At 69.6% G+C, this 18,984-nt stretch carries 23 protein-coding genes and 2 pseudogenes; 8 read left to right on the top strand and 17 right to left on the bottom strand.

Annotation, left to right across the window (positions count from 1 at the left end):
• Nucleotides 1-204: 204 nt before the first annotated feature.
• The 5 genes from ACIQ9E_RS06195 to ACIQ9E_RS06175 all read right to left on the bottom strand — a co-directional run bounded on the left by ACIQ9E_RS06195 (nt 205) and on the right by ACIQ9E_RS06175 (nt 2,933).
• The gene (locus ACIQ9E_RS06195) at nt 205-876 is read right to left on the bottom strand and encodes a nucleotidyl transferase AbiEii/AbiGii toxin family protein (protein ID WP_403702642.1); all 672 of its coding nucleotides are present in this window, start codon (nt 874-876) and stop codon (nt 205-207) included.
• Nucleotides 873-1,241, bottom strand: coding sequence for a hypothetical protein (locus ACIQ9E_RS06190; RefSeq protein WP_403702639.1), 369 nt, complete (start codon nt 1,239-1,241; stop codon nt 873-875). The genes ACIQ9E_RS06195 and ACIQ9E_RS06190 overlap by 4 nt, the downstream gene beginning before the upstream one ends.
• A gap of 537 nt (nt 1,242-1,778) precedes the next feature.
• Nucleotides 1,779-2,426, bottom strand: coding sequence for a hypothetical protein (locus tag ACIQ9E_RS06185; protein WP_403702636.1), 648 nt, complete (start codon nt 2,424-2,426; stop codon nt 1,779-1,781).
• The gene (locus tag ACIQ9E_RS06180) at nt 2,419-2,634 is read right to left on the bottom strand and encodes a hypothetical protein (protein ID WP_403702633.1); all 216 of its coding nucleotides are present in this window, start codon (nt 2,632-2,634) and stop codon (nt 2,419-2,421) included. Before ACIQ9E_RS06180 ends, ACIQ9E_RS06185 begins: the two co-directional genes overlap by 8 nt.
• Nucleotides 2,631-2,933: a hypothetical protein gene (locus ACIQ9E_RS06175; protein WP_403702631.1), complete on the bottom strand. Its 303-nt coding sequence runs from the start codon at nt 2,931-2,933 to the stop codon at nt 2,631-2,633. The genes ACIQ9E_RS06180 and ACIQ9E_RS06175 overlap by 4 nt, the downstream gene beginning before the upstream one ends.
• A 543-nt stretch (nt 2,934-3,476) precedes the next feature.
• Between ACIQ9E_RS06175 and ACIQ9E_RS06170 the strand changes: the two genes are divergently transcribed.
• The 3 genes from ACIQ9E_RS06170 to ACIQ9E_RS06160 all read left to right on the top strand — a co-directional run bounded on the left by ACIQ9E_RS06170 (nt 3,477) and on the right by ACIQ9E_RS06160 (nt 5,898).
• Complete coding sequence (locus tag ACIQ9E_RS06170; RefSeq protein WP_403702629.1) at nt 3,477-4,562, top strand: tetratricopeptide repeat protein; 1,086 nt, start codon at nt 3,477-3,479, stop codon at nt 4,560-4,562.
• Nucleotides 4,563-4,729: 167 nt separating this feature from the next.
• Entirely contained in the window at nt 4,730-5,206 is a 477-nt protein-coding gene (locus tag ACIQ9E_RS06165) for a hypothetical protein (protein ID WP_403702948.1), read from the top strand.
• Between the two features lie 74 nt (nt 5,207-5,280).
• Entirely contained in the window at nt 5,281-5,898 is a 618-nt protein-coding gene (locus ACIQ9E_RS06160; RefSeq protein ID WP_403702627.1) for a GNAT family N-acetyltransferase, read from the top strand.
• Here the strand turns inward: ACIQ9E_RS06160 and ACIQ9E_RS06155 are convergent.
• From ACIQ9E_RS06155 to ACIQ9E_RS06135, 5 genes and pseudogenes are all read right to left on the bottom strand, one after another.
• Nucleotides 5,819-6,211, bottom strand: a pseudogene (locus ACIQ9E_RS06155) (transposase family protein); the annotation flags it as partial. The gene ACIQ9E_RS06160 and the pseudogene ACIQ9E_RS06155 sit on opposite strands and share 80 nt — an antisense overlap.
• Before the next feature lie 35 nt (nt 6,212-6,246).
• Nucleotides 6,247-6,660, bottom strand: a complete 414-nt coding sequence (locus tag ACIQ9E_RS06150; protein ID WP_403702624.1) for a hypothetical protein — start codon at nt 6,658-6,660, stop codon at nt 6,247-6,249.
• A 264-nt stretch (nt 6,661-6,924) separates the two neighbouring features.
• Nucleotides 6,925-7,680 carry a class I SAM-dependent methyltransferase gene (locus tag ACIQ9E_RS06145; RefSeq protein WP_403702621.1) on the bottom strand — a complete coding sequence of 252 codons (756 nt, stop codon included), beginning with the start codon at nt 7,678-7,680 and terminating at the stop codon, nt 6,925-6,927.
• Nucleotides 7,681-8,403: 723 nt separating this feature from the next.
• Nucleotides 8,404-8,619: a hypothetical protein gene (locus ACIQ9E_RS06140; RefSeq protein ID WP_366254845.1), complete on the bottom strand. Its 216-nt coding sequence runs from the start codon at nt 8,617-8,619 to the stop codon at nt 8,404-8,406.
• The gene (locus ACIQ9E_RS06135) at nt 8,616-8,927 is read right to left on the bottom strand and encodes a hypothetical protein (RefSeq protein ID WP_403702618.1); all 312 of its coding nucleotides are present in this window, start codon (nt 8,925-8,927) and stop codon (nt 8,616-8,618) included. Before ACIQ9E_RS06135 ends, ACIQ9E_RS06140 begins: the two co-directional genes overlap by 4 nt.
• A 247-nt stretch (nt 8,928-9,174) precedes the next feature.
• Between ACIQ9E_RS06135 and ACIQ9E_RS06130 the strand changes: the two genes are divergently transcribed.
• From ACIQ9E_RS06130 to ACIQ9E_RS06115, 4 genes are all read left to right on the top strand, one after another.
• Entirely contained in the window at nt 9,175-10,485 is a 1,311-nt protein-coding gene (locus ACIQ9E_RS06130; RefSeq protein ID WP_403702616.1) for an XRE family transcriptional regulator, read from the top strand.
• Nucleotides 10,482-11,036: a GNAT family N-acetyltransferase gene (locus ACIQ9E_RS06125; RefSeq protein ID WP_403702613.1), complete on the top strand. Its 555-nt coding sequence runs from the start codon at nt 10,482-10,484 to the stop codon at nt 11,034-11,036. The genes ACIQ9E_RS06130 and ACIQ9E_RS06125 overlap by 4 nt, the downstream gene beginning before the upstream one ends.
• A gap of 149 nt (nt 11,037-11,185) precedes the next feature.
• Entirely contained in the window at nt 11,186-11,959 is a 774-nt protein-coding gene (locus ACIQ9E_RS06120; RefSeq protein ID WP_366254852.1) for a glycosyltransferase family 2 protein, read from the top strand.
• Between the two features lie 48 nt (nt 11,960-12,007).
• Nucleotides 12,008-12,382, top strand: coding sequence for a hypothetical protein (locus ACIQ9E_RS06115; protein WP_403702608.1), 375 nt, complete (start codon nt 12,008-12,010; stop codon nt 12,380-12,382).
• A gap of 12 nt (nt 12,383-12,394) precedes the next feature.
• Here the strand turns inward: ACIQ9E_RS06115 and ACIQ9E_RS06110 are convergent.
• Nucleotides 12,395-12,592 (bottom strand): annotated as a pseudogene (locus ACIQ9E_RS06110) (LysR substrate-binding domain-containing protein); the annotation flags it as partial.
• Between ACIQ9E_RS06110 and ACIQ9E_RS06105 the strand changes: the two are divergent.
• On the top strand, nt 12,581-13,009 hold the full coding sequence (locus ACIQ9E_RS06105) for a hypothetical protein (protein WP_403702945.1): 429 nt from the start codon (nt 12,581-12,583) through the stop codon (nt 13,007-13,009). The pseudogene ACIQ9E_RS06110 and the gene ACIQ9E_RS06105 sit on opposite strands and share 12 nt — an antisense overlap.
• A 96-nt stretch (nt 13,010-13,105) precedes the next feature.
• Here ACIQ9E_RS06105 and ACIQ9E_RS06100 read toward each other — a convergent pair whose 3' ends face one another.
• Genes ACIQ9E_RS06100 through ACIQ9E_RS06075 form a run of 6 tightly spaced genes read right to left on the bottom strand, consistent with a single transcriptional unit; the run spans nt 13,106 to nt 18,400 of the window.
• Nucleotides 13,106-14,341, bottom strand: a complete 1,236-nt coding sequence (locus ACIQ9E_RS06100; RefSeq protein ID WP_403702605.1) for a cytochrome P450 — start codon at nt 14,339-14,341, stop codon at nt 13,106-13,108.
• Complete coding sequence (locus ACIQ9E_RS06095) at nt 14,338-15,603, bottom strand: cytochrome P450 (protein WP_403702602.1); 1,266 nt, start codon at nt 15,601-15,603, stop codon at nt 14,338-14,340. The genes ACIQ9E_RS06100 and ACIQ9E_RS06095 overlap by 4 nt, the downstream gene beginning before the upstream one ends.
• Nucleotides 15,603-16,226: an ATP/GTP-binding protein gene (locus ACIQ9E_RS06090; protein WP_006346947.1), complete on the bottom strand. Its 624-nt coding sequence runs from the start codon at nt 16,224-16,226 to the stop codon at nt 15,603-15,605. The genes ACIQ9E_RS06095 and ACIQ9E_RS06090 overlap by 1 nt, the downstream gene beginning before the upstream one ends.
• Nucleotides 16,207-16,563: a DUF742 domain-containing protein gene (locus tag ACIQ9E_RS06085; protein WP_006346946.1), complete on the bottom strand. Its 357-nt coding sequence runs from the start codon at nt 16,561-16,563 to the stop codon at nt 16,207-16,209. Before ACIQ9E_RS06085 ends, ACIQ9E_RS06090 begins: the two co-directional genes overlap by 20 nt.
• The gene (locus tag ACIQ9E_RS06080) at nt 16,560-16,985 is read right to left on the bottom strand and encodes a roadblock/LC7 domain-containing protein (protein WP_403702598.1); all 426 of its coding nucleotides are present in this window, start codon (nt 16,983-16,985) and stop codon (nt 16,560-16,562) included. The genes ACIQ9E_RS06085 and ACIQ9E_RS06080 overlap by 4 nt, the downstream gene beginning before the upstream one ends.
• Nucleotides 16,982-18,400, bottom strand: a complete 1,419-nt coding sequence (locus tag ACIQ9E_RS06075; protein ID WP_403702595.1) for a sensor histidine kinase — start codon at nt 18,398-18,400, stop codon at nt 16,982-16,984. Before ACIQ9E_RS06075 ends, ACIQ9E_RS06080 begins: the two co-directional genes overlap by 4 nt.
• Nucleotides 18,401-18,984: the final 584 nt, after the last annotated feature.

Raw genomic sequence — 18,984 nt, 5'->3', positions numbered from 1 at the left:
TCGTCCGCATGGACGATCTGTCTCTCGGCGTTCTCGACAACGGCGAAATCCCGATCGAAACAGCCGACTGAAGCACACCGCTGGTCGCCGTCATGCCCCACGGCGCAGTGATCCGCACCCACCACAGTCCTGCGCGCTGCTGAAACGGGCCGGCGCGGAACCGGAAACTGATCTCCGGAGCCACTGCCCCGAGTCATGGGAGGGTCAGCAGTCGTCCGGGTCGTCCTCGGCCTGAAGCCGGGCGGCGAGGTCGTCGGCCCATTCGAGGGCCCACGCGCGCAGGTCTGCTGTCTGTTCGGGGTTGAGGCCGTACTCGGCGAAGTCCTGGTCGTCCCACCACTCGGCTCCCGTGAGGCGGTCGCGCAGGTCGTGGAGGCTGAATTCGAAGCGGGCGTGGCGGCGGCCGAGGTTTTCCAGATCCGCGGTGGAGCGGTGTCGCATCGCGGCGTGGACGTCGATGAGGTCGCGGACCGCGCCACGGTCCGCGAGCGCGCGGACCTTGGTGCCGATGACGTCGTCCAGTGAGAGAACGGGACCGTACTCGGTGAGGGCCGGCGGTGCCCAGAATGCTTCCTTGAGGATGTCGACCTCGCACTCCTCACCCGTGGCGGGGTCAGTGGTGATGAGCCGGCCCGACAGGGGGCCGGATTCGATGTGGCGGACGCCCCAGCCGCGCTCGGCCAGACCGTCGCCGACCGCGCGGATGATCTCGTCGATGGGGGCCGGGTTCTCGGTGGCCACGTCCAGGTCCTGTGAGAGCCGGTCGACCAGCCCGTGGGCCTGCACGGCGTACCCGCCGGTGATCACTAGCGGATAGGGCGTACCGATGGCGAGGACATCGGCCAGGAGCCGACGGTGCAGGTCAGTGAGGTTCACGCGGCGGTCGTGGCCTTTGCGGTGATGAGTTCGGGGAAAGCGTTCTCCCAGACGTCCCTGATCGGGCGGCTGATCAGCGTGCGCAGCACGGGCCACTGCTGGACGAGCAGGTCCCGGTTGAGGAAGTCGATCAGGTCTTGGCGCTGGCCTTCGGCCAGGACGGTGCGGTACAGGCCCATCCGGGAGCGCGGCTGTGCCAGCCCGTAGGAGCGGCGGCCCGACCAGACGACGTGCAGGGGCAGGTCGACCGATCCGTGGGTGGGCCCGGTCAGGTCGTCGAGCCGTTCCGGCAGTCGCTGTGCGTACTGCGCACACAACAGATCGAACGCGTCCGGTAGGGGAGACGAGAGGGGCTGCACGGTCATGCCTTCAGTATCGCCCGGCGGGTGGCGCAGGTACTACGCCGTGCAGGTGCTCGGGCGGGTGGCTTGCACGGAGGGGGTTGTTGTGTGGTTGTGCGGAGTCGGGCATCGGCCCTGCCGCCGGTGCGGTCCGGGAGAGGTAAAAACCCGCCCGGTTCTGCGATACCTAGGCATGGTCTGTGATCTTTTGTTCGTATAGGGGGATTTTCTTATGCTGGGTGCGAGTCCGGCGCTGGGTCCGGGGGAGGGCGGGTGGTGAGTGCCGTCAGGTTCGTGAGGGTCGGGCTTCTTCGGCCGGCCGGGCGGGAACACCCGAAGGCTGGGTGGTGCGCGGCTGGGTCCGCGGCTGCTGCGGCTGCGGTTCGCCGGGCCTGCTTCCCCGCTGACCGGCCGAGCGGAAGGGAGCCCGGTGCTTGTCGGCCGGTCCCGCTGAGCGGCCCCCTGTGGTCGGGGAAGTGAGCCGACGGAATCGCTGCTCGTCCCTGCGGGTTCAGCGCGCGACAACTGATGAGCCTGGTATGGGAATCGTGCTGCTGTCGTTCATGCGTCGCCGGAGGCCGAGGTGAAGCCGAGTAGGTCGATGGGCGTGCAGCCCGTGAGCCGGATGACGGCGAGATCCGCGAGCAGCCAGGGCAGGCGGGGGTCTCCGTACGGCAGTTGGACCGCGTCCTCCGCGGGGAGCAGGGCGGGTGTGTGGAGGGCGCCCCGGTAGCCCCAGGGCCGGGGGCGGCGCACCCGGAGCGCCGTATGGCCACCGGCGAGGGCCGGACACTGCTCCAGGGCCAGGACCGCGCACGGCTCCGGGCAGACGGGCGGGGTGATCGTCAGTACGTCCTCCGGGTCGCCGTCCGGGGGACCGGCCAGCAGCCAGAGCATTCCGCGCGGGGACCGGGGCGGGGGCTCCCCGCAGACCTGGCACAGCAGCCGGGCGAGGGCGCGGCGCTGGCGGCGGGGGTCGAGCTGCTCGTACAGGGGCCGGCCGGCTGCGTCGGTGGCGCGCCGCCCCCGGCCACGTGCCAGCAGGACCCCGTCGTCAGTGCGGTCGTGGACGGATTCGTCGCGGTACGCGATCCCGCGCCCCCGCAGGCCCAGGACGAGCGGCTCGGGCAGGACGGGCGCGGCGGACGAGGGCGTCACCCAGGGGACGATCCGGCCGTGGAAGCGGGGGAGGCCGTCCGGGTCAGTCACGGCAGCCTCCGGAACGGTTCAGTTCGCCGGGTACGGGCCCGGGGGAGCAGCCCGTGGTGTCCTGCGGGCAGACGTACCGCACATATCCGGGCCCGCCGGCCCGCTCGACGTACCCGGCCTCGACCGGGGCGGTGGTGGTACGCCCGCAGACGCAGCACACGGCGGAGCGCGGTGCAGGTGGCGGGGCGAGCAGGCTCTCCGTCCTCACCGCAGCCACCCCCACCCGGGTCCGGGCCGCGCGGTTCGCACGGCGACGGGCCGGACGAGAACGATGCCCTGCGGAGCGACGTACAACCGTCGCGGGGGCTGCGGCCCGTCGGGGACGGTCCGGGCCCGGAGCGCCTGTTCCCTGGCCAGGAGGAGGGCTTGGGCTTCCTCCTGGCCGGGGGTGGTCCAGGGGCGGGTCCACGGGTCGACGCGGGGCGTCGGGAACATTTCGGGCTGTACGGCCTCGAGGTGAACGGCGGTGTGTCGGTCGGGCATCGCGGGTCGCAGTATCTCTGTCATGCGATCTGCGAAACGGGTCAAGATGCCGGCGATAGCATCACGCATACGGATGATCAGCTCCTCGAAAGCTGTTTGGTCCGAGCCCTGGCAGACCGTGGCGACGGTCTGTCAGGGCGTTTTTGATGGGCCACGATCGGCGCAGGACGCGACTTCGGTAGCGGGTGATGTGCTCCGGGAGAGTCGGTGCCCAGGACCGCAACGGCGGCGTGGAATGCAGTCAACTGGATAGCGGAAGGGCTCGGGAGGCCCCACCATGTAACCCCGTGTAGTCCTCCGTAACCCATGCGTTCAGGGAGAGAGATCCCCATGACGGACTCGGGCTCGACCCTTGCGGACCTGATCCGTCAGGCATGTGCGGAACGGGGCTGGGGTCCCTCCAAGCTCGCCCGCGAACTCGGTGTCGCCGCCGGGCGGGGTCCGGGCGGCATGACCCGTCAGTACGCCCGCAAACTGCTGAGCGGGGACCGTAGCCCCGGACCTCATTGGATGCCGTATGTCCTTGGAGTGTTACAGCTCGAACCTCCGACCGAATCGCCAGGTGTGGTGGCCGATCAGCTGGATACCGTGGCCTCGATTCTGGCTCTCGGAAGGAGCGGAAAAGTGGATCGTCGGGACTTCCTGACCGCTTCGGGCAGTGGCGTGCTGTCATTTCTCGGTGTTCCGGACACGGAAGCCGTCACCCGACGGGTCCAGACGGCCGGGACGGGAGCGGTCAGAGTCGGGCGCGGCGAGGTCGAGGCCATGGGGCAGATGATCAAAGTCCTGGGCGACAGCTCCGCCGAGTACGGCGGTGGACATGTACGTCACTTGGCCATCGGCTACCTCACCGACAATGTTGGCCCCTGGTTGGACGGCCGTTACACGGAGGCGGTCGGACGCGAGCTGTACGCCGCCACGTCACGGCTCGCGCATCTGATCGGATGGATGAGTCAGGATCAGGACGACGAGGCCACCGCGCAGCAGTACTACGTGCATGCCTATCGTCTCGCCGGCGAAGCGGACGATCCCGAGGTCGCTGCGACGGCGCTGCGCGGACTGGCTGTTCAGGCGATGGGCCTCGGGCCCCGGCACTACGCCAGGGCCCTCGCCCTCGCGGAGAAGTGCGTCGAGACCGCGCGGGAAGTGAGCGACCCGCGAGTATCCGCCTACTACCGGTCCACGCTTGCCGAGGCTGCTGCGCTCGACGGTGACCATCAGCTCGCGACCCGCAGTCTCGTGGCATCCAGGACGGACATCGAACGTACTGCCGACGCCCCTACGGGAACGTCGTGGGCCTCGCACTTCACCATCGGCCGGTGGTCCCACTCGTCGGGCATGACGCTGGCCCGTATGGGGGATCTCGGCGCCGCGCAGCGCCAACTCCAGCAGGCCCTTGCGGTCCACGGTCTCGACCGGCGGCGCAGCCGCGCCAATGTCCTGGGCCACCTGGGCACGCTGCATCTGAGGCAAGGGGATTTCGACGGTGCCCTTACTGTCTGGTCGCAGTTCCTGGACGCCGCTGAAGGGGTGCAGTCGGCCCGGATCCGCGACTCCGCCCATGATCTGCGGCTACGGCTGGCGCGCTATCCGGACGACCACGATGCGCGGGCGCTGTCGGAGCGGGCCGAGCGTTTGCTGTCGTTGCCATAGGTCCATTTCATCGGGTGTCCGTCCGTCGCTGGGGATGCGAGGCCGTTGCCTGTGTTGTAAAGCGGGTTGTCGACCGTGCGCGTAGTTTGCGTCACTTTCCCTGCCGCAGGTGGTCAGAGAATCCAATGAACGCCTTTGTGGCGTCTTTTTGCAGGAAGGTGAATCGGATGCGTCTTGGGATCACCGGGCATCGTGGGCTGAACCCAGAAGTCGAGACGGTGGTGAAGATCGCATTGCGGGAGAGGCTGGCGGCCTTCGACGCAGATGAGCTGGTCCTCGTTTCGTGCATCGCCGACGGGCCCGACGCATGGGCCGCCGAGTTCGCGCTGGAACTCTCAGGGCGGATCGAAGTCGTTGTGCCGGCGTCGGAGTACCGTGGCGCTCTTCCGCAGGACCACCACCCGACGTACGACCGACTGATCTCCGCGGCATCGGAGCTGTACAGCACTGGCATGACGGACTCGTCCGAGCAGGCACATATGGCCGGTAGCAGGATCCTTGTGGACCGTGTCGATGCGCTGCTCGCCGTCTGGGACGGGCTGCCTGCCCGTGGCTACGGTGGGACGGCAGACGTGGTGGAGTACGCCCGCAGCAAAAGCGTTCCGGTCGACGTTGTGTGGCCCGAAGGCGCTTCCCGTGACTGACGTCGCCTGACCAAGGGGACCGATGCTTGACCTCACGTTGAACCGGCACACCCCCCGACGCAGCGCGGAAGATCATGCCCGAGCTCACCGCGGTGTATGCCGAGGTCTATGACGTACCGCCCTATGTTGGTGACCCGTTCTTCTCCGTCGAAGCCTTCGAACAGCGACTCACCGCTGCCTTCGACATGAAGGGTTTCGAAGTCGTCACAGCACGTCTGGCCACCGGCACGCTGGTCGGATACGTCCACGGTGTCACGCTCATACGAGACCGGGCGTCGTGGACCTCCGTGGAAGACCTCCTTCCCGACGATGCCAAGCGCGCTGCCGACAGTGGTGACATCTTCTGGCTGCGGGAGCTGATGGTGTTGCCAGAGCACGGCAATCAGGGCATCGGCCGAGCTCTCCACGACGAGATGGTGAAAGGCCGTTCCGAGTCCTGGACGACACTCACGTGCATCATCGACAACGAGCCCGCCCGCAGCGCCTATCCGCGTTGGGGCTACGAGGTCGTTGCCCGGCAGATCAAACACGCCGAGGAATCGCCGGTCTATGACCCCATGCTGCTCGGCCCACAGAGCGACCGATGGCTCATCTCCTCCCGACTGCGATCACGGAGGTGGAGTATCGGTAATTCTTGGACTTCTCGGCGATGGTGTGATCGCGGGTGGGCACCAGGGTGCCGTCCACGATAAGCACGGTGTCCTGGCGAACCGCTTGCGGGGCTGCAGCGCGAGAGACGGGCCGAGGTGGTCGATGATGCGGTCGGCCGCGGACTTCGAAACGCCGGAGAGCGGTGCGATGTGGCGCGTCGTCAAGTTCGTCCGCCAGTAGGCCGTCACGAGCAGCACCCGGTCCTCCAGGGAAAGAGACCACGGGCGGTCCTTGCGGACCGGATCTGTACCTTCGCGACGCAGAGGGGGCACCAGCTTGCCGAACGAACGCCGGCTCAGCCCGGTGAGTGGGGGCTGTTCAGGACGGCTCAGACGCCGTGATCACACCAGCCACAACAAGATCATCTCACCCGTGATCAGAGGGGCGCCTCAGATGCAGACGCTCAGCCGCAGGCCAAGCAGATGGCGTAGACGAGCAGAGGCGCCAGAAAGGGTTCCGAGCCTCCTTACTTCATCCACCTCAAGCTCCGACCGGTCGGCGAGAGCGAGTACGGCGGCGTAGGGCCGCTCGCCCTCATCGAGCTTCGCTGCAACGGCTTCGAGGACAGCTCGAAGAACGACAGGGTTCGCACTGGGATGGTCTGCGAGCAGGCGAAGAAGCTTGTTGTCGTTCCAGACGCTGTCGCGGGCCGCGCTCAGTACCTTGAGGGCTTCGGGCGGCGTGTGGGGATTGGTGGCCAGGGCTTGCCAGACAAAAGGGTACGGACACTTCGCGAGACGCTGCAGGACAAAGCTGTCTCTCTCGGTACGTGCCAGTGCGAGGTAGTCGGCAGGCGTGGGCACGAGGATGGCCTCTCAAGATGGTCGAAGCCGCCATCCTGCCACTGGACCTTCGTCGCAGCGGACTCCGGGCCGGTCATGACCCACCTGTCTCGACCATCACTTACGGGACAAGTCTTACACTGCCCCCCCGGATCTAACGCCGTCTGGTCGATGAGCACCCCTCGTCCGAGGCATTGCGTTGACCACTTGGACCCGCACCGAGGAGAGGGCGCAAGCGTCCTGCGAGCAACCGTGAGGTCCGGCCAGGGACTGAGAGTCCGGTGTTCATACCTTGCTCGCGACCACCATGTAGTTCTCCGCCTCAAGATCGAACGTGCTCAGTTCCGTCTGGAGTCCGACCCGGTGCAGATCGACTTCGAGTTCCTCGTACCGGTAGGGCCAGCAGGACAGCAGTTCCGAGCGGACAAGAACCAACCCCGTCGCATCGACTTGCGCGATCGCAATCTCGATGTGGTGCTCCTCCTCCCAATGCGGCGCAATCTCCCAGCGGTAGACCACGACGGCATCGCGACCGTTCCGGCGGACGAGTCTGTCACCGATCTCCAGCCGGGAACCTCTGGCCCTCACGAGTTCCCAAGTGCGGGATGTGAGTACCAAGCGCCCGCCGGGGCGCAGAAGCCGTGACATCGACTCCAGCGCAGCACCCCTGCCCGTCGCACCCGTGGCATGGTGAAGCGAGTTGCCAACGCAGAACACCATGTCGAACGTGTTGTCCTGGAAATGATCGGGCAACTCTTCCCAGCTCGCCCGTAGGGCCCGTACGGACACCCCGAACTCCTCGGACAACTCCGCAGTCCGACGAACCATCTTCTCACTGGCGTCAGTTGCGACAATCTGCATGCCGCGGCTGGCGAGGCCAACCGCCAACTGGCCCGTTCCGCAGGAACAGTCGAGGATGTGAGCGTTCGACGGCAGGAGATTGAGGATGTCGTCGTACGATGCAGCGAACTCGGCTGGAGGCAACTTTGCATCCGAGATGAGCCATTCGTACACCTCGGCGAGCACGTCATAACCGGTCACAATCACTACCTCCGTCACGCGGCAGACTCACGGTAGGACGTCAGTCCATCAGCGCAGCGAGCCGGGCACCAGTGCTTTTCACGGTCAAAGTCTGTCGTCACGACGACATGCGAGCCGGTGCCGTATGAGGGCTGTCCGTACAGGTTGGGGGGGGCGGCCGGGGTGGGTGCCGCGTCCGCACCCGCCCGTGTACTCGCACCGCCGGCCGGCGCGTTCCTTGATGGTCTTGAAGATCTCCGGCCAGTCGGCGGGATACCGGTCGCTGTTCTCGGGCCGGATCGGCACGGGGCACCATTCCGCGTCGTCGAGTTGGTGGGGGACGGCCCCGGCCGCCCGAAGTTCGCCCAGGTCGGGGACCGAGCCTCTGCCCGCCGCTGGATACCCGCGCGTACCCGATCCTGGTCTCAGTACGGACGGGCGGCTCGCCGACGAGGAGTTCGGGGTGGCTGGACGGCTCCGGGAGGACAGGGCCGTGGTGCGAGGCCATGCTCGACACCGACCCGCCCGGCAGGAAGAGGTGAATGCCCCCGGGGTCGGCGAAGTGCGCCGACAGAGTCACCGCTTGTCTCTGTGAGTTCAGTGTGGTCGTGGACGGATTCGTCGCGGTATGCGATTCCGCGCCTCCGCAGGCCCAGGACGAGCGGCTCGGGCAGGACGGGCGCGGCGGACGAGGGCGTCACCCAGGGGACGATCCGGCCGTGGAACCGGGGGAGGTCGTCCGGGTCAGTCACGGCAGCCTCCGGAACGGTTCAGTTCGCCGGGTACGGGCCCGGGGGAGCAGCCCGTGGTGTCCTGCGGGCAGACGTACCGCACATATCCGGGCCCGCTGGCCCGCTCCACGTACCCGGCCTCGACCGGGGCGGTGGTGGTACGCCCGCAGACGCAGCACACGGCGGAGCGCGGTGCAGGTGGCGGGGCGAGCAGGCTCTCCGTCCTCACCGCAGCCACCCCCACCCGGGCCCGGGCCGCGCGGTTCGCACGGCGACGGGCCGGACGAGAACGATGCCCTGCGGAGCGACGTACAACCGCCGCGGGGGCGGCGGCCCGTCGGGGACCGTCCGGGCCCGCAGCGCCTGTTCCCTGGCCAGGAGGAGGGCTTGGGCTTCCTCCTGGCCGGGGGTGGTCCAGGGGCGGGTCCACGGGTCGACGCGGGGCGTCGGGAGGGGAGTGACCGGGGGTGTGGAGGGCTGTATCCCCCGGAGGCGGTGGGCGATACGCGTCAACAGGTGGGCGATAGCATCACGCATACGGCTGATCAGCTCCTCGAAAGCTGGTTGGTCACAGCTCCGGCAGGCCGTGGCGACGGTCTGCCGGAGTGCTTTTGAGCCCCGTTCCGTCGACCAACGGAAAACAGAGCTGAATGGTCCGGTTCGAGGAAAGCGGCTTGCCGCAGGAGCGGGCCAGGCAATTCCGCCGCCCGGTGTTCAAGGCGAGACCGGAAAATTTTTACCTACAGGCGAGCACGCTCGGTGTGCGCAGGGCTACCTTGGGCTGATGGTGCAGCCGGAGAACGCCCGCTTCGCCGCCCGTCTGAAGGCCTCAGGGCTGTCACAGGACGAGCTGGCCGAGCGGCTGAATGCGCACATTGAGGACTTGACCGGCCGCCCCGGGAGCATTACCTCCCGTCACATCCGCAACTGGCTCACCGGGAAGACAAGGTGGCCTCAGGAGCGTCAGCGGATTGCTTTGCAAGCGGAGTTCGGATCCGATGCATATGAGCTGGGTTTCATGCCGAGAAACAGTGCAGGGAGCAAGGTTTTACCGGCCGGAGCTTTAGCGAACGCAGATCCGGAGGACATCTTGAAACGCCGCCACTTCACTGTCGTGGGTGCCGCTGCTCTCGGAGGGGCAGCGCTGCCTTCCCCCGTAGCCGCCGCAGGCCCGTTGCCCCGCATCGGCATGGCGCAGGTCGACGCCTTGGAGGGGGAATTCGATCAACTCGTTCTGGATGAAGCCGCTTCGGGCGCTACAGCACGGTTGGAGGCTCAGGCACTGGCATTCAGTGAGCAGGCGCTGACGCTCCAGACGTCAGGAGGCATGCTGCCCGAGCGGGTCCGGTCCCGGATCTACTCCCTGGCGTCGTCCTTCGCCGGTTTCGCAGTCTGGGCTGCCGTCGACCGCTGCCGACCGGAACGTGCTCACCGCTATGTCGGCCGTGCCCTTACCCTGGCCAGGCTCTCCGGACGTGCGGAGGCCGAACTCCGGGTCTGGAGGAACGTCTCCATCCTCGCGGGTCAGAGAGGCGACGACAACGAGGCCATGGCGGCGGCTCAGATGGCCCGTGATTCCTCCGCCTGCCGCCGAGACCCCCTGCTTGCCTCCATTACCTCCGTCCGCCTCGCCTCTGTCAGCGCCGGGGCTGGGAATGCTCTGGCCGGGCGGCGCGCACTCGACCGTGCCCACACGGCCTTCCAGCAAGCCGATCACGCCGCGCAGCGTGACAGTTGGTGGGTGTTCTACGACGCGGCCGAACTTCACGGACTGTCGGCCCTGACCTTGATGAAGCTCGGCGAGCACGAGGAGGCGGAAGCCCATCTGCACCGCACCCTCGCCCTCCTCCGTCCCGAGTACCGCCGTAATCGCGCGTACTACACAGCCCACCTCGCCCTCACACAGCTTCGCCAGGGAGACGCCGAGACGGCGTGCGGCACGGCGTTGACGGTCATCTCCGACCCGACCGCGCTCACCGGCCGTACCCGTACGACCCTTCGCCAGTTCGATCACGGGCTGACCCGTGTCGCCCCCGGTGCCCGCTTCGCCTCCGAGTGGACCGACCGCTTCCAAATCCGGAAAGGACATCCGTGACTATCGAGTTCCGCCGCATCGACGCCGATGGTCTGCCGACTGTGCGACAGACCATCCTCGACATCCACGCCGAGGTCCGGCACCAGGACTTCGGCCGTACCAGGGACTTCGACTCCGTGGCCCGGTTCGACGAGCGTCTGAGCGCCTATGCCTCCCGGCCCGGGTGGGCCGCCGTCCTTGGTTACGACGCAGGTGAGCCCGTCGGCTTCTGCTTCGGTATGACGCTCGCCGCCGACACCCGCTGGTGGCGGAGCATGACCGAGCCGGTGCCCGAGGACGTCGTCCGGGAGGACGGCCGCCGTACCGCCGCACTCAACGAGATCGTGGTCCGCAAGCGCTGGCGCGGCACCGGGACCGCCCGCCGTCTGCATGACACCTGGCTGGCCGGGCGGACCGAGGAGCGGGTGACTCTTCTGGTGGATCCCGCGGCCGGGAGCGGCAAGGTGCAGGCCGTCTACGAGAGCTGGGGGTACGAGAAGCTGGGCGAGCAGCAGCCGTTTCCCGACTCGCCGCGCTTCGCTGCCATGATCCGGCCGCTCCTCGCCGGCTGACCGGCGACCGCGGGCGTCTTCAGTGCCGCTGAGAGCCCGGCCGGAGGCCGTACGCGGCCCTGACCAGCGCAAACCATCTCCGTGCAGCCCCTGCCCCATCGCGGTGCTTGAATGGACCCGTCGTTCCCTGTCCGGCAAGGAGAAGCGCTGTGCCCCTGGTGTCTGTCGTGATGCCCGTCTACAACTCGGCAGCCACTCTCGGCGCAGCCGTCCGATCGGTGCTCACCCAGACGCACACCGACCTGGAACTGCTGATCACCGACGACCAGTCGACCGACGGCTCCATGGACCTGCTCCGCGAGTTCGCCGAGCAGGACGAGCGCGTGCTTCCGGAGACGGCTCCCGAGCAGGGTGGTGCGGGACGGGCCCGCAACCTTGCGATCGGGCGGGCCCGCGGGGACTACATCGCCTTTCTCGACAGCGACGACATGTGGCTTCCGGAGAAGACCGAGAAGCAGCTCGCCTTCGCCGCGGACGGCGACGCGCCGCTGACCTTCACCTCGTACTACAAGATGGCCGCCGACTACGACGGCGAGAGCACCGACTGGGTCCCGAACGGGCGGGTGGTCCGGGCGCGGCCCCATGTGGACTACCGCGCGATGCTGGTCCGCGACTACATCGGCGCCCTCACCGCCATGTACGACCGCAACGCCCTGGGCACCCGGCTGATGCCGGAGATGCGCAAGCGGCAGGACTACGCCCTCTGGCTGTCGATCATGCGGGACGGCGCCGACGCCCGGGGGCTGGCCGAGCCGCTCGCGGTGTACCGGGCCCAGCAGGCGGGTTCCCTGTCCTCCAACAAGCTCTCCCTCGTGCAGTACAACTGGGCCCTGTACCGCGAGCACGAGCATCTGTCCGTGCCGCGGGCGACGCGGGCGCTGGCCGGTGCCGTCTGGCAGTCCCTGCGCAACTCACGTATCTAGGAAACCTGTTCCGGCGGGCTGTCGGAGGCTCCTCCTACACTCCCGCGCATGTCGTTCTGGATGCACCTCGTGAAGATCAGCCCCGCCCATCTGCCCGCGATACGTGAGCAGCCCGGTGTGCTGCTGGACCTGTTCTCCGAGGACGGGGACGCCGAACCGCCCGCGGGCTTCGACCGGGCCGCGGACCTTCTGGAGTTCCAGTTCTTCCCCGAGGAGGAGAACGTCGACCACCACCACTGGCTGAGCACCGTCCACCGCGTCGGTGAGGCCCTCGGGGAGGATTTCGACCACGGCGATCTCTTCGCGGTCGGCCCCGGCCAGGTCGCGGCCGTCGTCGGTATGCTGCCGGGCGGCAGCCCCGTGAGGGCGTTCTTCGCCGGCGCCGCCAGGGAGGGCCGGGCGGTTGTCGGGGGGCTCGGCTGAGGCGGTCCCGGATCAGCCGTTCCGGACCGACCGCAGCAGCTCCTCCAGCTCCCGCGCCGCCGGCAGCGGTACCGCCGGGCGGGCCGTGTGGATCGTGCGGCGGAGCGCCGGGTCCGTCAGGGGGCGGAGCACGATGTCCGCGGGGACGGCCCGAGCGGCCAGGGACGGGACCAGGGCCACCCCCAGACCCGCCGCCACATAGCCGAAACGCAGGCCGGTCTGCGGCTGCTCGCCCTGCTGATCGCCGTCCTCGTGGGCGCCCTGATCTGGATCCGGCCCGAGAACTCCGTGCCCAAGGGCGCGGTACCGGTCGCCGTACTGCTCGGCGTGTACGGGCTGCGCCGCGCCTGGCGCACGTTCCTCGCCCGGCGCGGGGGCGGCCGGTGCCATCTCCGCCCGGACGGCCTGGTCGTGACCGGCCCGTCCGGGCGGATACGGGACGGGGTGTCCTGGGCGAACGTCACCGGCATCAAGCGGATGAGCAGCGCGGACCTGCTGATGTGCTTCCACCGGTTCGGGATCGGGCGGCGCGGCACCTCGCCCCTGGTCCTGGTCGCGCTGGGCGCGCAGCCCCCGCTGGTCGCGGCGCTGGAGGCCGAGGCCGCGCGGAACGGCCTCCGGGGCTGAAGACCCGCGCGGCCGCCCATGTGCAGGACGAACAGGGCCGTACGGGAAGTCCCCGTACGGCCCTTGAGACGTGTCACCTGCCTCGGAGCGGCCGTATCAGCCGTTCAGCAGGATCGGGAACGACTCCAGGTCGTTCTGGGTCATCACCGGCATATTGCGCAGCTCGTCCGCCGGGACCGCCAGCCGCAGATCCGGGAAGCGGGCGAAGAGCGCCGGGAGGGCGATATTGGCCTCCAGCCGGGAGAGGGCCGCGCCGGGGCACATATGGGGGCCGTGGCCGAAGGCCATATGGCGGATGGGCGTGGCGCGGGTGATGTCGAACGCGTCCGCCTCCGTGCCGTGGCGGTCCCGGTCGCGGCCGATCGCCCGGTACGAGATCACCACGCCCTCGCCCTGTCCGATGACGAAGCCGTCGACGTCGATGTCCTCGGTGGCGAAGCGCATCAGCAGGTGGGTGGTCGGCGGGTCCCAGCGCAGGACCTCCTCGACCACCGTCTCCCACGGGATCTGCCCCGAGCGGACCAGTTCGAGCTGGTCGGGGTGGGTCAGCAGGGCCCGTACCGCATTGAGGACCAGGCCGACCGTCGTCTCGTGGCCCGCGCCGATCATGTCCTTGAGGTTGCCCATCACCTCCAGCTGGGTGAGCGGCTCGCCGCCCTCGTCGGCGAGGATCAGGGCGCTGGTCAGATCGTCTCCGGGGGCCGCGCTCTTCTCCCGTACCAGCTCCGTGAAGATCTCCGTCAGTTCGTCGACGGCGGCCAGCCGCTCGTCCTGCGGGGTGAGGAGGGAGAAGAAGGCCTTCCAGAGCCGCATCTGGCGCGGGATCGACTCGTCCGGGACGCCCATCAGATTGCAGACGACGCTCATCGGCAGCGGCTGGGCGAAATGCGGTTTGAGGTCGACACGGCCGTCGGCGTCCGCGTGGCCGGGGAGGGCGTCGAGCAGCTCCGCGGTGATGGACTCCACCACGGGCCGCATCGACTCCACCCGGCGCGCGGTGATCGCCTGGGCGGTCTTCGCCCGCAGCCGCCGGTGCTCGGCGCCGTCCACCGAGAACATCGAACGCCCGGTGTCGATCATGCCGACCAGCGGCCACTGCCGGTCGATCTCCCCGGACTGCCAGAGCTTCCAGCGGTTGATGTCCTTGACCAGCCGGGCGTCCGTGAGCAGCCCGCGGGCCACGCTGTGCTCGGTGACGGTCCAGGCGGGCGCGCCCAGCAGGTCGATCCGGACGAAGGGGCCCGACTCGCGGAGATAGGCGGTCTCGCCGTTCAGATCGCGGACGAAGGGGTCGATCACCAGGGAGGGGGAGGGGGCGGCCGTAACGCTCATAGCTGGTCTCCAGTGGGACGGATGGGCGTGAACCGTACGGGGATCGCCGTCATTCCGCGGAGGAACGTGGAGGGGCGGCGGACCAGGGTCTGCGCCGGTACGGCGAGATCGACGTCGGGCAGCCGGTCCAGCAGCACCTCGATGGCGGTACGGGCGATGATCTCCGCGATCTCCTGGGCGGGCAAGGGGCAGCGGTACTCGCCGTGGCTGAAGGAGAAGTGCGCGCTGTTGCCGCCCTGCGAGGGCGCGAACTGCTGCTGGATCAGCGGGTCCGCGTTGGCCGCGGCCAGTCCGAGCATCACCAGGTCGCCCGCGCGGATCTGCTGTCCGGCGAGCAGGGTGTCCCGGGCCGCCCAGCGGCCCGCGAGGATCTGGGTGGGGGTGTCCTCCCACAGCACTTCGTTCATCGCCTGGCCGACGCTGTGCCGGCCGCCGCCGAGCGCCGCGGCGAACCGGTCGTCGGTGAGCATCAGCCGGATGGAGTTCCCGATCCAGTCGGCGGTGGTGACGAACGCGGCGCCCATGACGTCCTTGACGTTGAGCGCCACCTCCTCCTCGGTGAAACCGTCCTGCGCCAGCATCCAGGAGGTGATGTCGTCGCCCGGCTCCACCCGCTTGTTCTTGATGAGCTGGTGGTTGAGCGCCAGATAGTCCTGGTGGGCGCGCATGGCGCCCTCGCCGCCGTCCACCAGCTCGCCCAGCGCCCGCGCCACCGCGGTCCCCTCGGGGTCCGTGTAGCCGAGGAGCCGGGCCAGCGCCAGGACCGGCAGCGGTTTGGCGAACTCCGACACCAGGTCCGCCTCGCCGCGCGAGCAGAACGCGTCGATCAGCCGGTCCGACAGCTGCTCGCAGGTGTGCCGCAGCTCGAACGGGTCCACGCTCTCCAGCGCCGGCACCACCAGCGAGGCATGCCGCCGGTGGGCCTCGCCCGCCGTGAAGTAGATCGACGGCTGGGGCTTCTGGATCATCGGCAGCAGCGGCCAGTCGTCCGGGATGTTCGGCCACTGGTTCCACAGGCTCACATCGCGCGGGAACAGCTCCGGGTCACTGGTGACCTGGTGCATCTCGTGGTAGTTCACGATCAGCCAGGCCGGGATCCCGCCCGGCAGCTCGACCGGGACGACCGGACCGTGCTCGCGCCGCATCTCGCGGTAGAGCTGGTGCGGTTCGGTGTGGAAGCGGGGGCCGCTCAGGGCGACCGGGGCGGTGCCGGCCGGATGCGCGGGGCAGCGGCTCTCCCGGGCGGGTTCGGGGGTGGTCATCAGGCCGTCTCCGGAGTGCCGACGAGTGCTTGCAGATGCTCGACCAGGGCGATCAGCACCTTCTTGCTGGAGGAGCGGGAGCGGGCGTCGCAGTCGATCAGCGGTATGTGCGGATCGAGGTCGAGCGCCTCCCGGAGCTGCTCCGCCGAGTGCGGCGGGCCGCCGAAGTCGTTACGGGCCACGATGAACGGGGTCCCGTGGTGCTCCAGCCGGTCGATCGCGTACCAGGAATCGGCCAGCCGCCGGGTGTCGACCAGGACGACCGCGCCGAGGGTGCCGCTGAACAGCCGGTCCCACAGGAACCAGAAACGCTCCTGGCCGGGGGCGCCGAACAGATAGAGCACGGTGCGCTCGTCGAGGCTGATCCGGCCGAAGTCGAAGGCGACGGTGGTGGCCGACTTCTGCGGTACGGCCCGCAGATCGTCGACGTCCCGGCTCGCCAGGGTCATCGTCTCCTCGGTGTTCAGCGGACGGATATCGCTGACGGAGCGGACCATGGTGGTTTTGCCCACGCCGAAGCCGCCGACGATGACGATCTTCAGTCCGTTGTCGGCCGTACTGCTCAGCGGGGTACGGGACGAGGCCGGGCGCGCTTCGGCGAGGTCAGAGTTCGCGGAGTCCAACGAGCACCTTCTCCAGGGTGGCGTGATCGGGAAGCCGCGCCGGGCCCGCCAGGGTGCGCGGATGGCGGACGGTGATCCGGCCCGCGTCCAGCAGATCGGAGAGCAGGATCTTGGTGATGCTGACCGGTAAGCGCAGTTCGGCCGCGATCTCGACGACCGCGACCGGCAGTGGGCAGAGCCGCAGGATCGCGGAGTGCTCCGACTGCATGCCCCGGGCCGGTTCGCATTCGGCGACGATCAGGGTCACCAGGTCGAAGTCGTTCCGGCTGGGGCGGCTGCGGCCGCCGGTCAGGGTGTACAGACGGTCCGGGTTCTCGTCCCGGGCGGAGCGGATCACTGCGCCGGGACGTGTTCGGCGGACCGGGGCGGGGAGCTGAGGTGTTCGCCGAGCTGCTCGACCAGTTCGAGCATGTTGTGGCCGACCAGCCCGGCGTCGGCGTCCTCGGCGGCGATCACCGCCACATGGCTGCCCTCGCCCGCTTCGGCGATGAAGAGGATGCCGCCGTAGAACTCGGTCATCGACTGGCGGACGCCGCCGGAACCGTCGCCGAACTCCACGGACGCGCCGTGGGAGAGGCTCTGGATACCGGCGGAGATCGCCGAGAGCTGGTCGGCGCGGTCCGCCGAGAGGTCGGCGGTGTGGCAGAGCTTCAGGCCGTCCCGGGAGAGCACGAGCGCGTGCCGCGCGCCGGGCGTGCGTTCCAGCAGTCCTTCCAGCAGCCAGCCGAGGCCAGCCGCGCCGGTGGCTGATGCGGTCATCGGTCGTCCTCCGAAAGGGGGGTCGAGGGGGGTGTGGTCGCACCGGCGCCGGGGCCGGTGTGCTGTTCCTGGCCGGTCACCGCACGCCGGAAGGCGCCGAACCGGGCTCCGGCGCCCGCGGACTGCGGGCGGTTCGTGCCGCCGCCGTCGCGCGGTGCCGCGGAGCTGGGCAGCCCGTCGGGGTGGGTGGCGGCCAGGGTGCGGCCGCGCCGCCGCTTGGGCAGCTCGGCCACGGGCGCCGGGACGGCGCCGGGGTCGGTGGCCGGGGCGAAATCGTGGTCCTCCCGGGTCCGCTGTCCCGGGAGCGCGCCGAAGTCCGCGGTACGGGCGGAGCCGCCGCCCGCGGGGGTCGTGGTGCGGGTCGCCGTGCGGGTGCGCCGCAGCCCCGCCGGGACCTGCGGTTCGTCGGGGCGGCTGCGGGTGATCAGCTCCTGGGGGATCATCACGACCACCCCGGTGCCGCCGATGGCCGACGGCCGGAACGAGACGGTCAGCCCGTGCTTACGGGCGAGCCGGCCCACGACGGCGAGGCCGAGGCGGGTGCCGGTGAGCGTGGACAGGTCGCCGGACTCGCCGGAGACCGCGCGTTCGGCGCGGCGCAGGGCCGTCTCGCCCATCACCAGACCGCTGTCCTCGACGGTGATCACGGCTCCGGCCGGGACCTCCGCGACATAGCCGTGGACATCGGTGGTGGGCGGGGAGAAGTTGCAGGCGTTGTCGAGGAGTTCGGCCAGGACGTGCATGACGCCCTCGGCCGCGTGGCCCGCGACAGCGATGTCAGCGACCGAGCGGATCCGGACCCGCTGATAGCCGGCGACCCGGCCCATGGCGCCCCGCAGGATCGACTCCATGGGGATGGGCTTGGCCCAGCGGCGCCCGGAGCGGGCGCCGGAGAGGACGGCGATGCTGTCCGCGAGCCGGCCCGCCTGGGCGGTCCGGTGGTCGAGGTGGAGGAGGTCCGCGAGGACGTCCTCGTCGTCGTGGCGGTGCTCCATCTCGCGGAGGTCCGCGAGCATGCCGGTGGTCATGGCCTGCATCCGGCCGGCCGCGTTGGCGCAGGCCGCCATGGCCGCGGCGCGCCGCTTCTCCCCCAGTCCGGCCTCCCCGACGGCGGCGATCCGGCGCCGTTCGCTCCGGTCGGCCTCGTCGGCGATCTGGCGCAGCACCCGCTGGTAGGCGGGGCTGTCCGGGGCGGGTACGGCGGCGAGCGCCGAGCCCGCGCGGGCACCCTGGCGGATGGCGGACATCAGTGCGGGCACCGTCTGGTCGGCGAACCGGTCGGCGGCTGCTGCGAGATCGGCGGCACGGGCGCCGGCGCGACGGGCCCGGTTCCGGTACACGAGTGCCACCGCGACTGCGGTGGACAGTAAAAGGGCGGCAACGACGATGACGCCGCCTGCGCCGGACAAGGCCATCAACTGCTCCTCGTGCACAGCAGACCTGTGCGAAGTGGTCAACTCCGGGGACCTTATAGAACAGTTGGCGGGTTCACCACCGGCAACGGTCGCCAATCTCCTTCATGGACGCTCGGTAAAAGGCGACACGCGGGCGCGCTGCATAAAATTCCGGCCAGTTTTTGGCAAGGGGGGAGGCGCGCGGGGCGGGATTTTCCGGGGGTGCGGGCGGGACTCCGGGATCTCCGTCGGCACGATACCGCCGTGCGGCGGGCGACCTGTGGTGAAGAGGGGGCGTGCGGGAGGTGAGGTACGCAGGCGGGTGCGGGAGCGCGCGGGCGCCCGTCCGCTTGCGGGGGGCGCGGGATGCACGCTGCCGCGCGCCCGGGCGGCGGAACCGGCGGATATCCGCGTGGGGGTCCCCTGGGGCGGGTGGTGCCGTGACCGGGCGCGCGCCTCCGGGCGGTGGTGCCGGGGCGGGGGTACGGGACCGGCCGCCCCGGCCGGGGCGGGTGCGGCGTCCCGGGCGGACCCCCGGGGAGCGGCTGTGTGCCGGACCCCGGTGTACGGAGCCGGGCGCCCGGACCCCCGGGGCGCGGGGGTCC

Origin of the sequence: Streptomyces sp. NPDC094448, from assembly GCF_044763775.1 — a bacterium.
GTDB lineage: Bacteria > Actinomycetota > Actinomycetes > Streptomycetales > Streptomycetaceae > Streptomyces.
The sequence above is the reverse complement of the archived record's forward strand: the minus strand, read 5'-3'. Positions and strand labels throughout refer to the sequence as shown.

Coding starts and splice junctions, on each gene's coding strand:
- ACIQ9E_RS06080 (WP_403702598.1), bottom strand. CDS start 16,985: ATGACCGCATCAGCCACCGGCGCGGCTGGCCTCGGCTGGCTGCTGGAA.
- ACIQ9E_RS06135 (WP_403702618.1), bottom strand. CDS start 8,927: ATGCGTGATGCTATCGCCCACCTGTTGACGCGTATCGCCCACCGCCTC.
- ACIQ9E_RS06165 (WP_403702948.1), top strand. CDS start 4,730: ATGCGTCTTGGGATCACCGGGCATCGTGGGCTGAACCCAGAAGTCGAG.
- ACIQ9E_RS06175 (WP_403702631.1), bottom strand. CDS start 2,933: ATGACAGAGATACTGCGACCCGCGATGCCCGACCGACACACCGCCGTT.
- ACIQ9E_RS06075 (WP_403702595.1), bottom strand. CDS start 18,400: ATGGCCTTGTCCGGCGCAGGCGGCGTCATCGTCGTTGCCGCCCTTTTA.
- ACIQ9E_RS06190 (WP_403702639.1), bottom strand. CDS start 1,241: ATGACCGTGCAGCCCCTCTCGTCTCCCCTACCGGACGCGTTCGATCTG.
- ACIQ9E_RS06115 (WP_403702608.1), top strand. CDS start 12,008: ATGTCGTTCTGGATGCACCTCGTGAAGATCAGCCCCGCCCATCTGCCC.
- ACIQ9E_RS06160 (WP_403702627.1), top strand. CDS start 5,281: ATGCCCGAGCTCACCGCGGTGTATGCCGAGGTCTATGACGTACCGCCC.
- ACIQ9E_RS06095 (WP_403702602.1), bottom strand. CDS start 15,603: ATGACCACCCCCGAACCCGCCCGGGAGAGCCGCTGCCCCGCGCATCCG.
- ACIQ9E_RS06130 (WP_403702616.1), top strand. CDS start 9,175: ATGGTGCAGCCGGAGAACGCCCGCTTCGCCGCCCGTCTGAAGGCCTCA.
- ACIQ9E_RS06100 (WP_403702605.1), bottom strand. CDS start 14,341: ATGAGCGTTACGGCCGCCCCCTCCCCCTCCCTGGTGATCGACCCCTTC.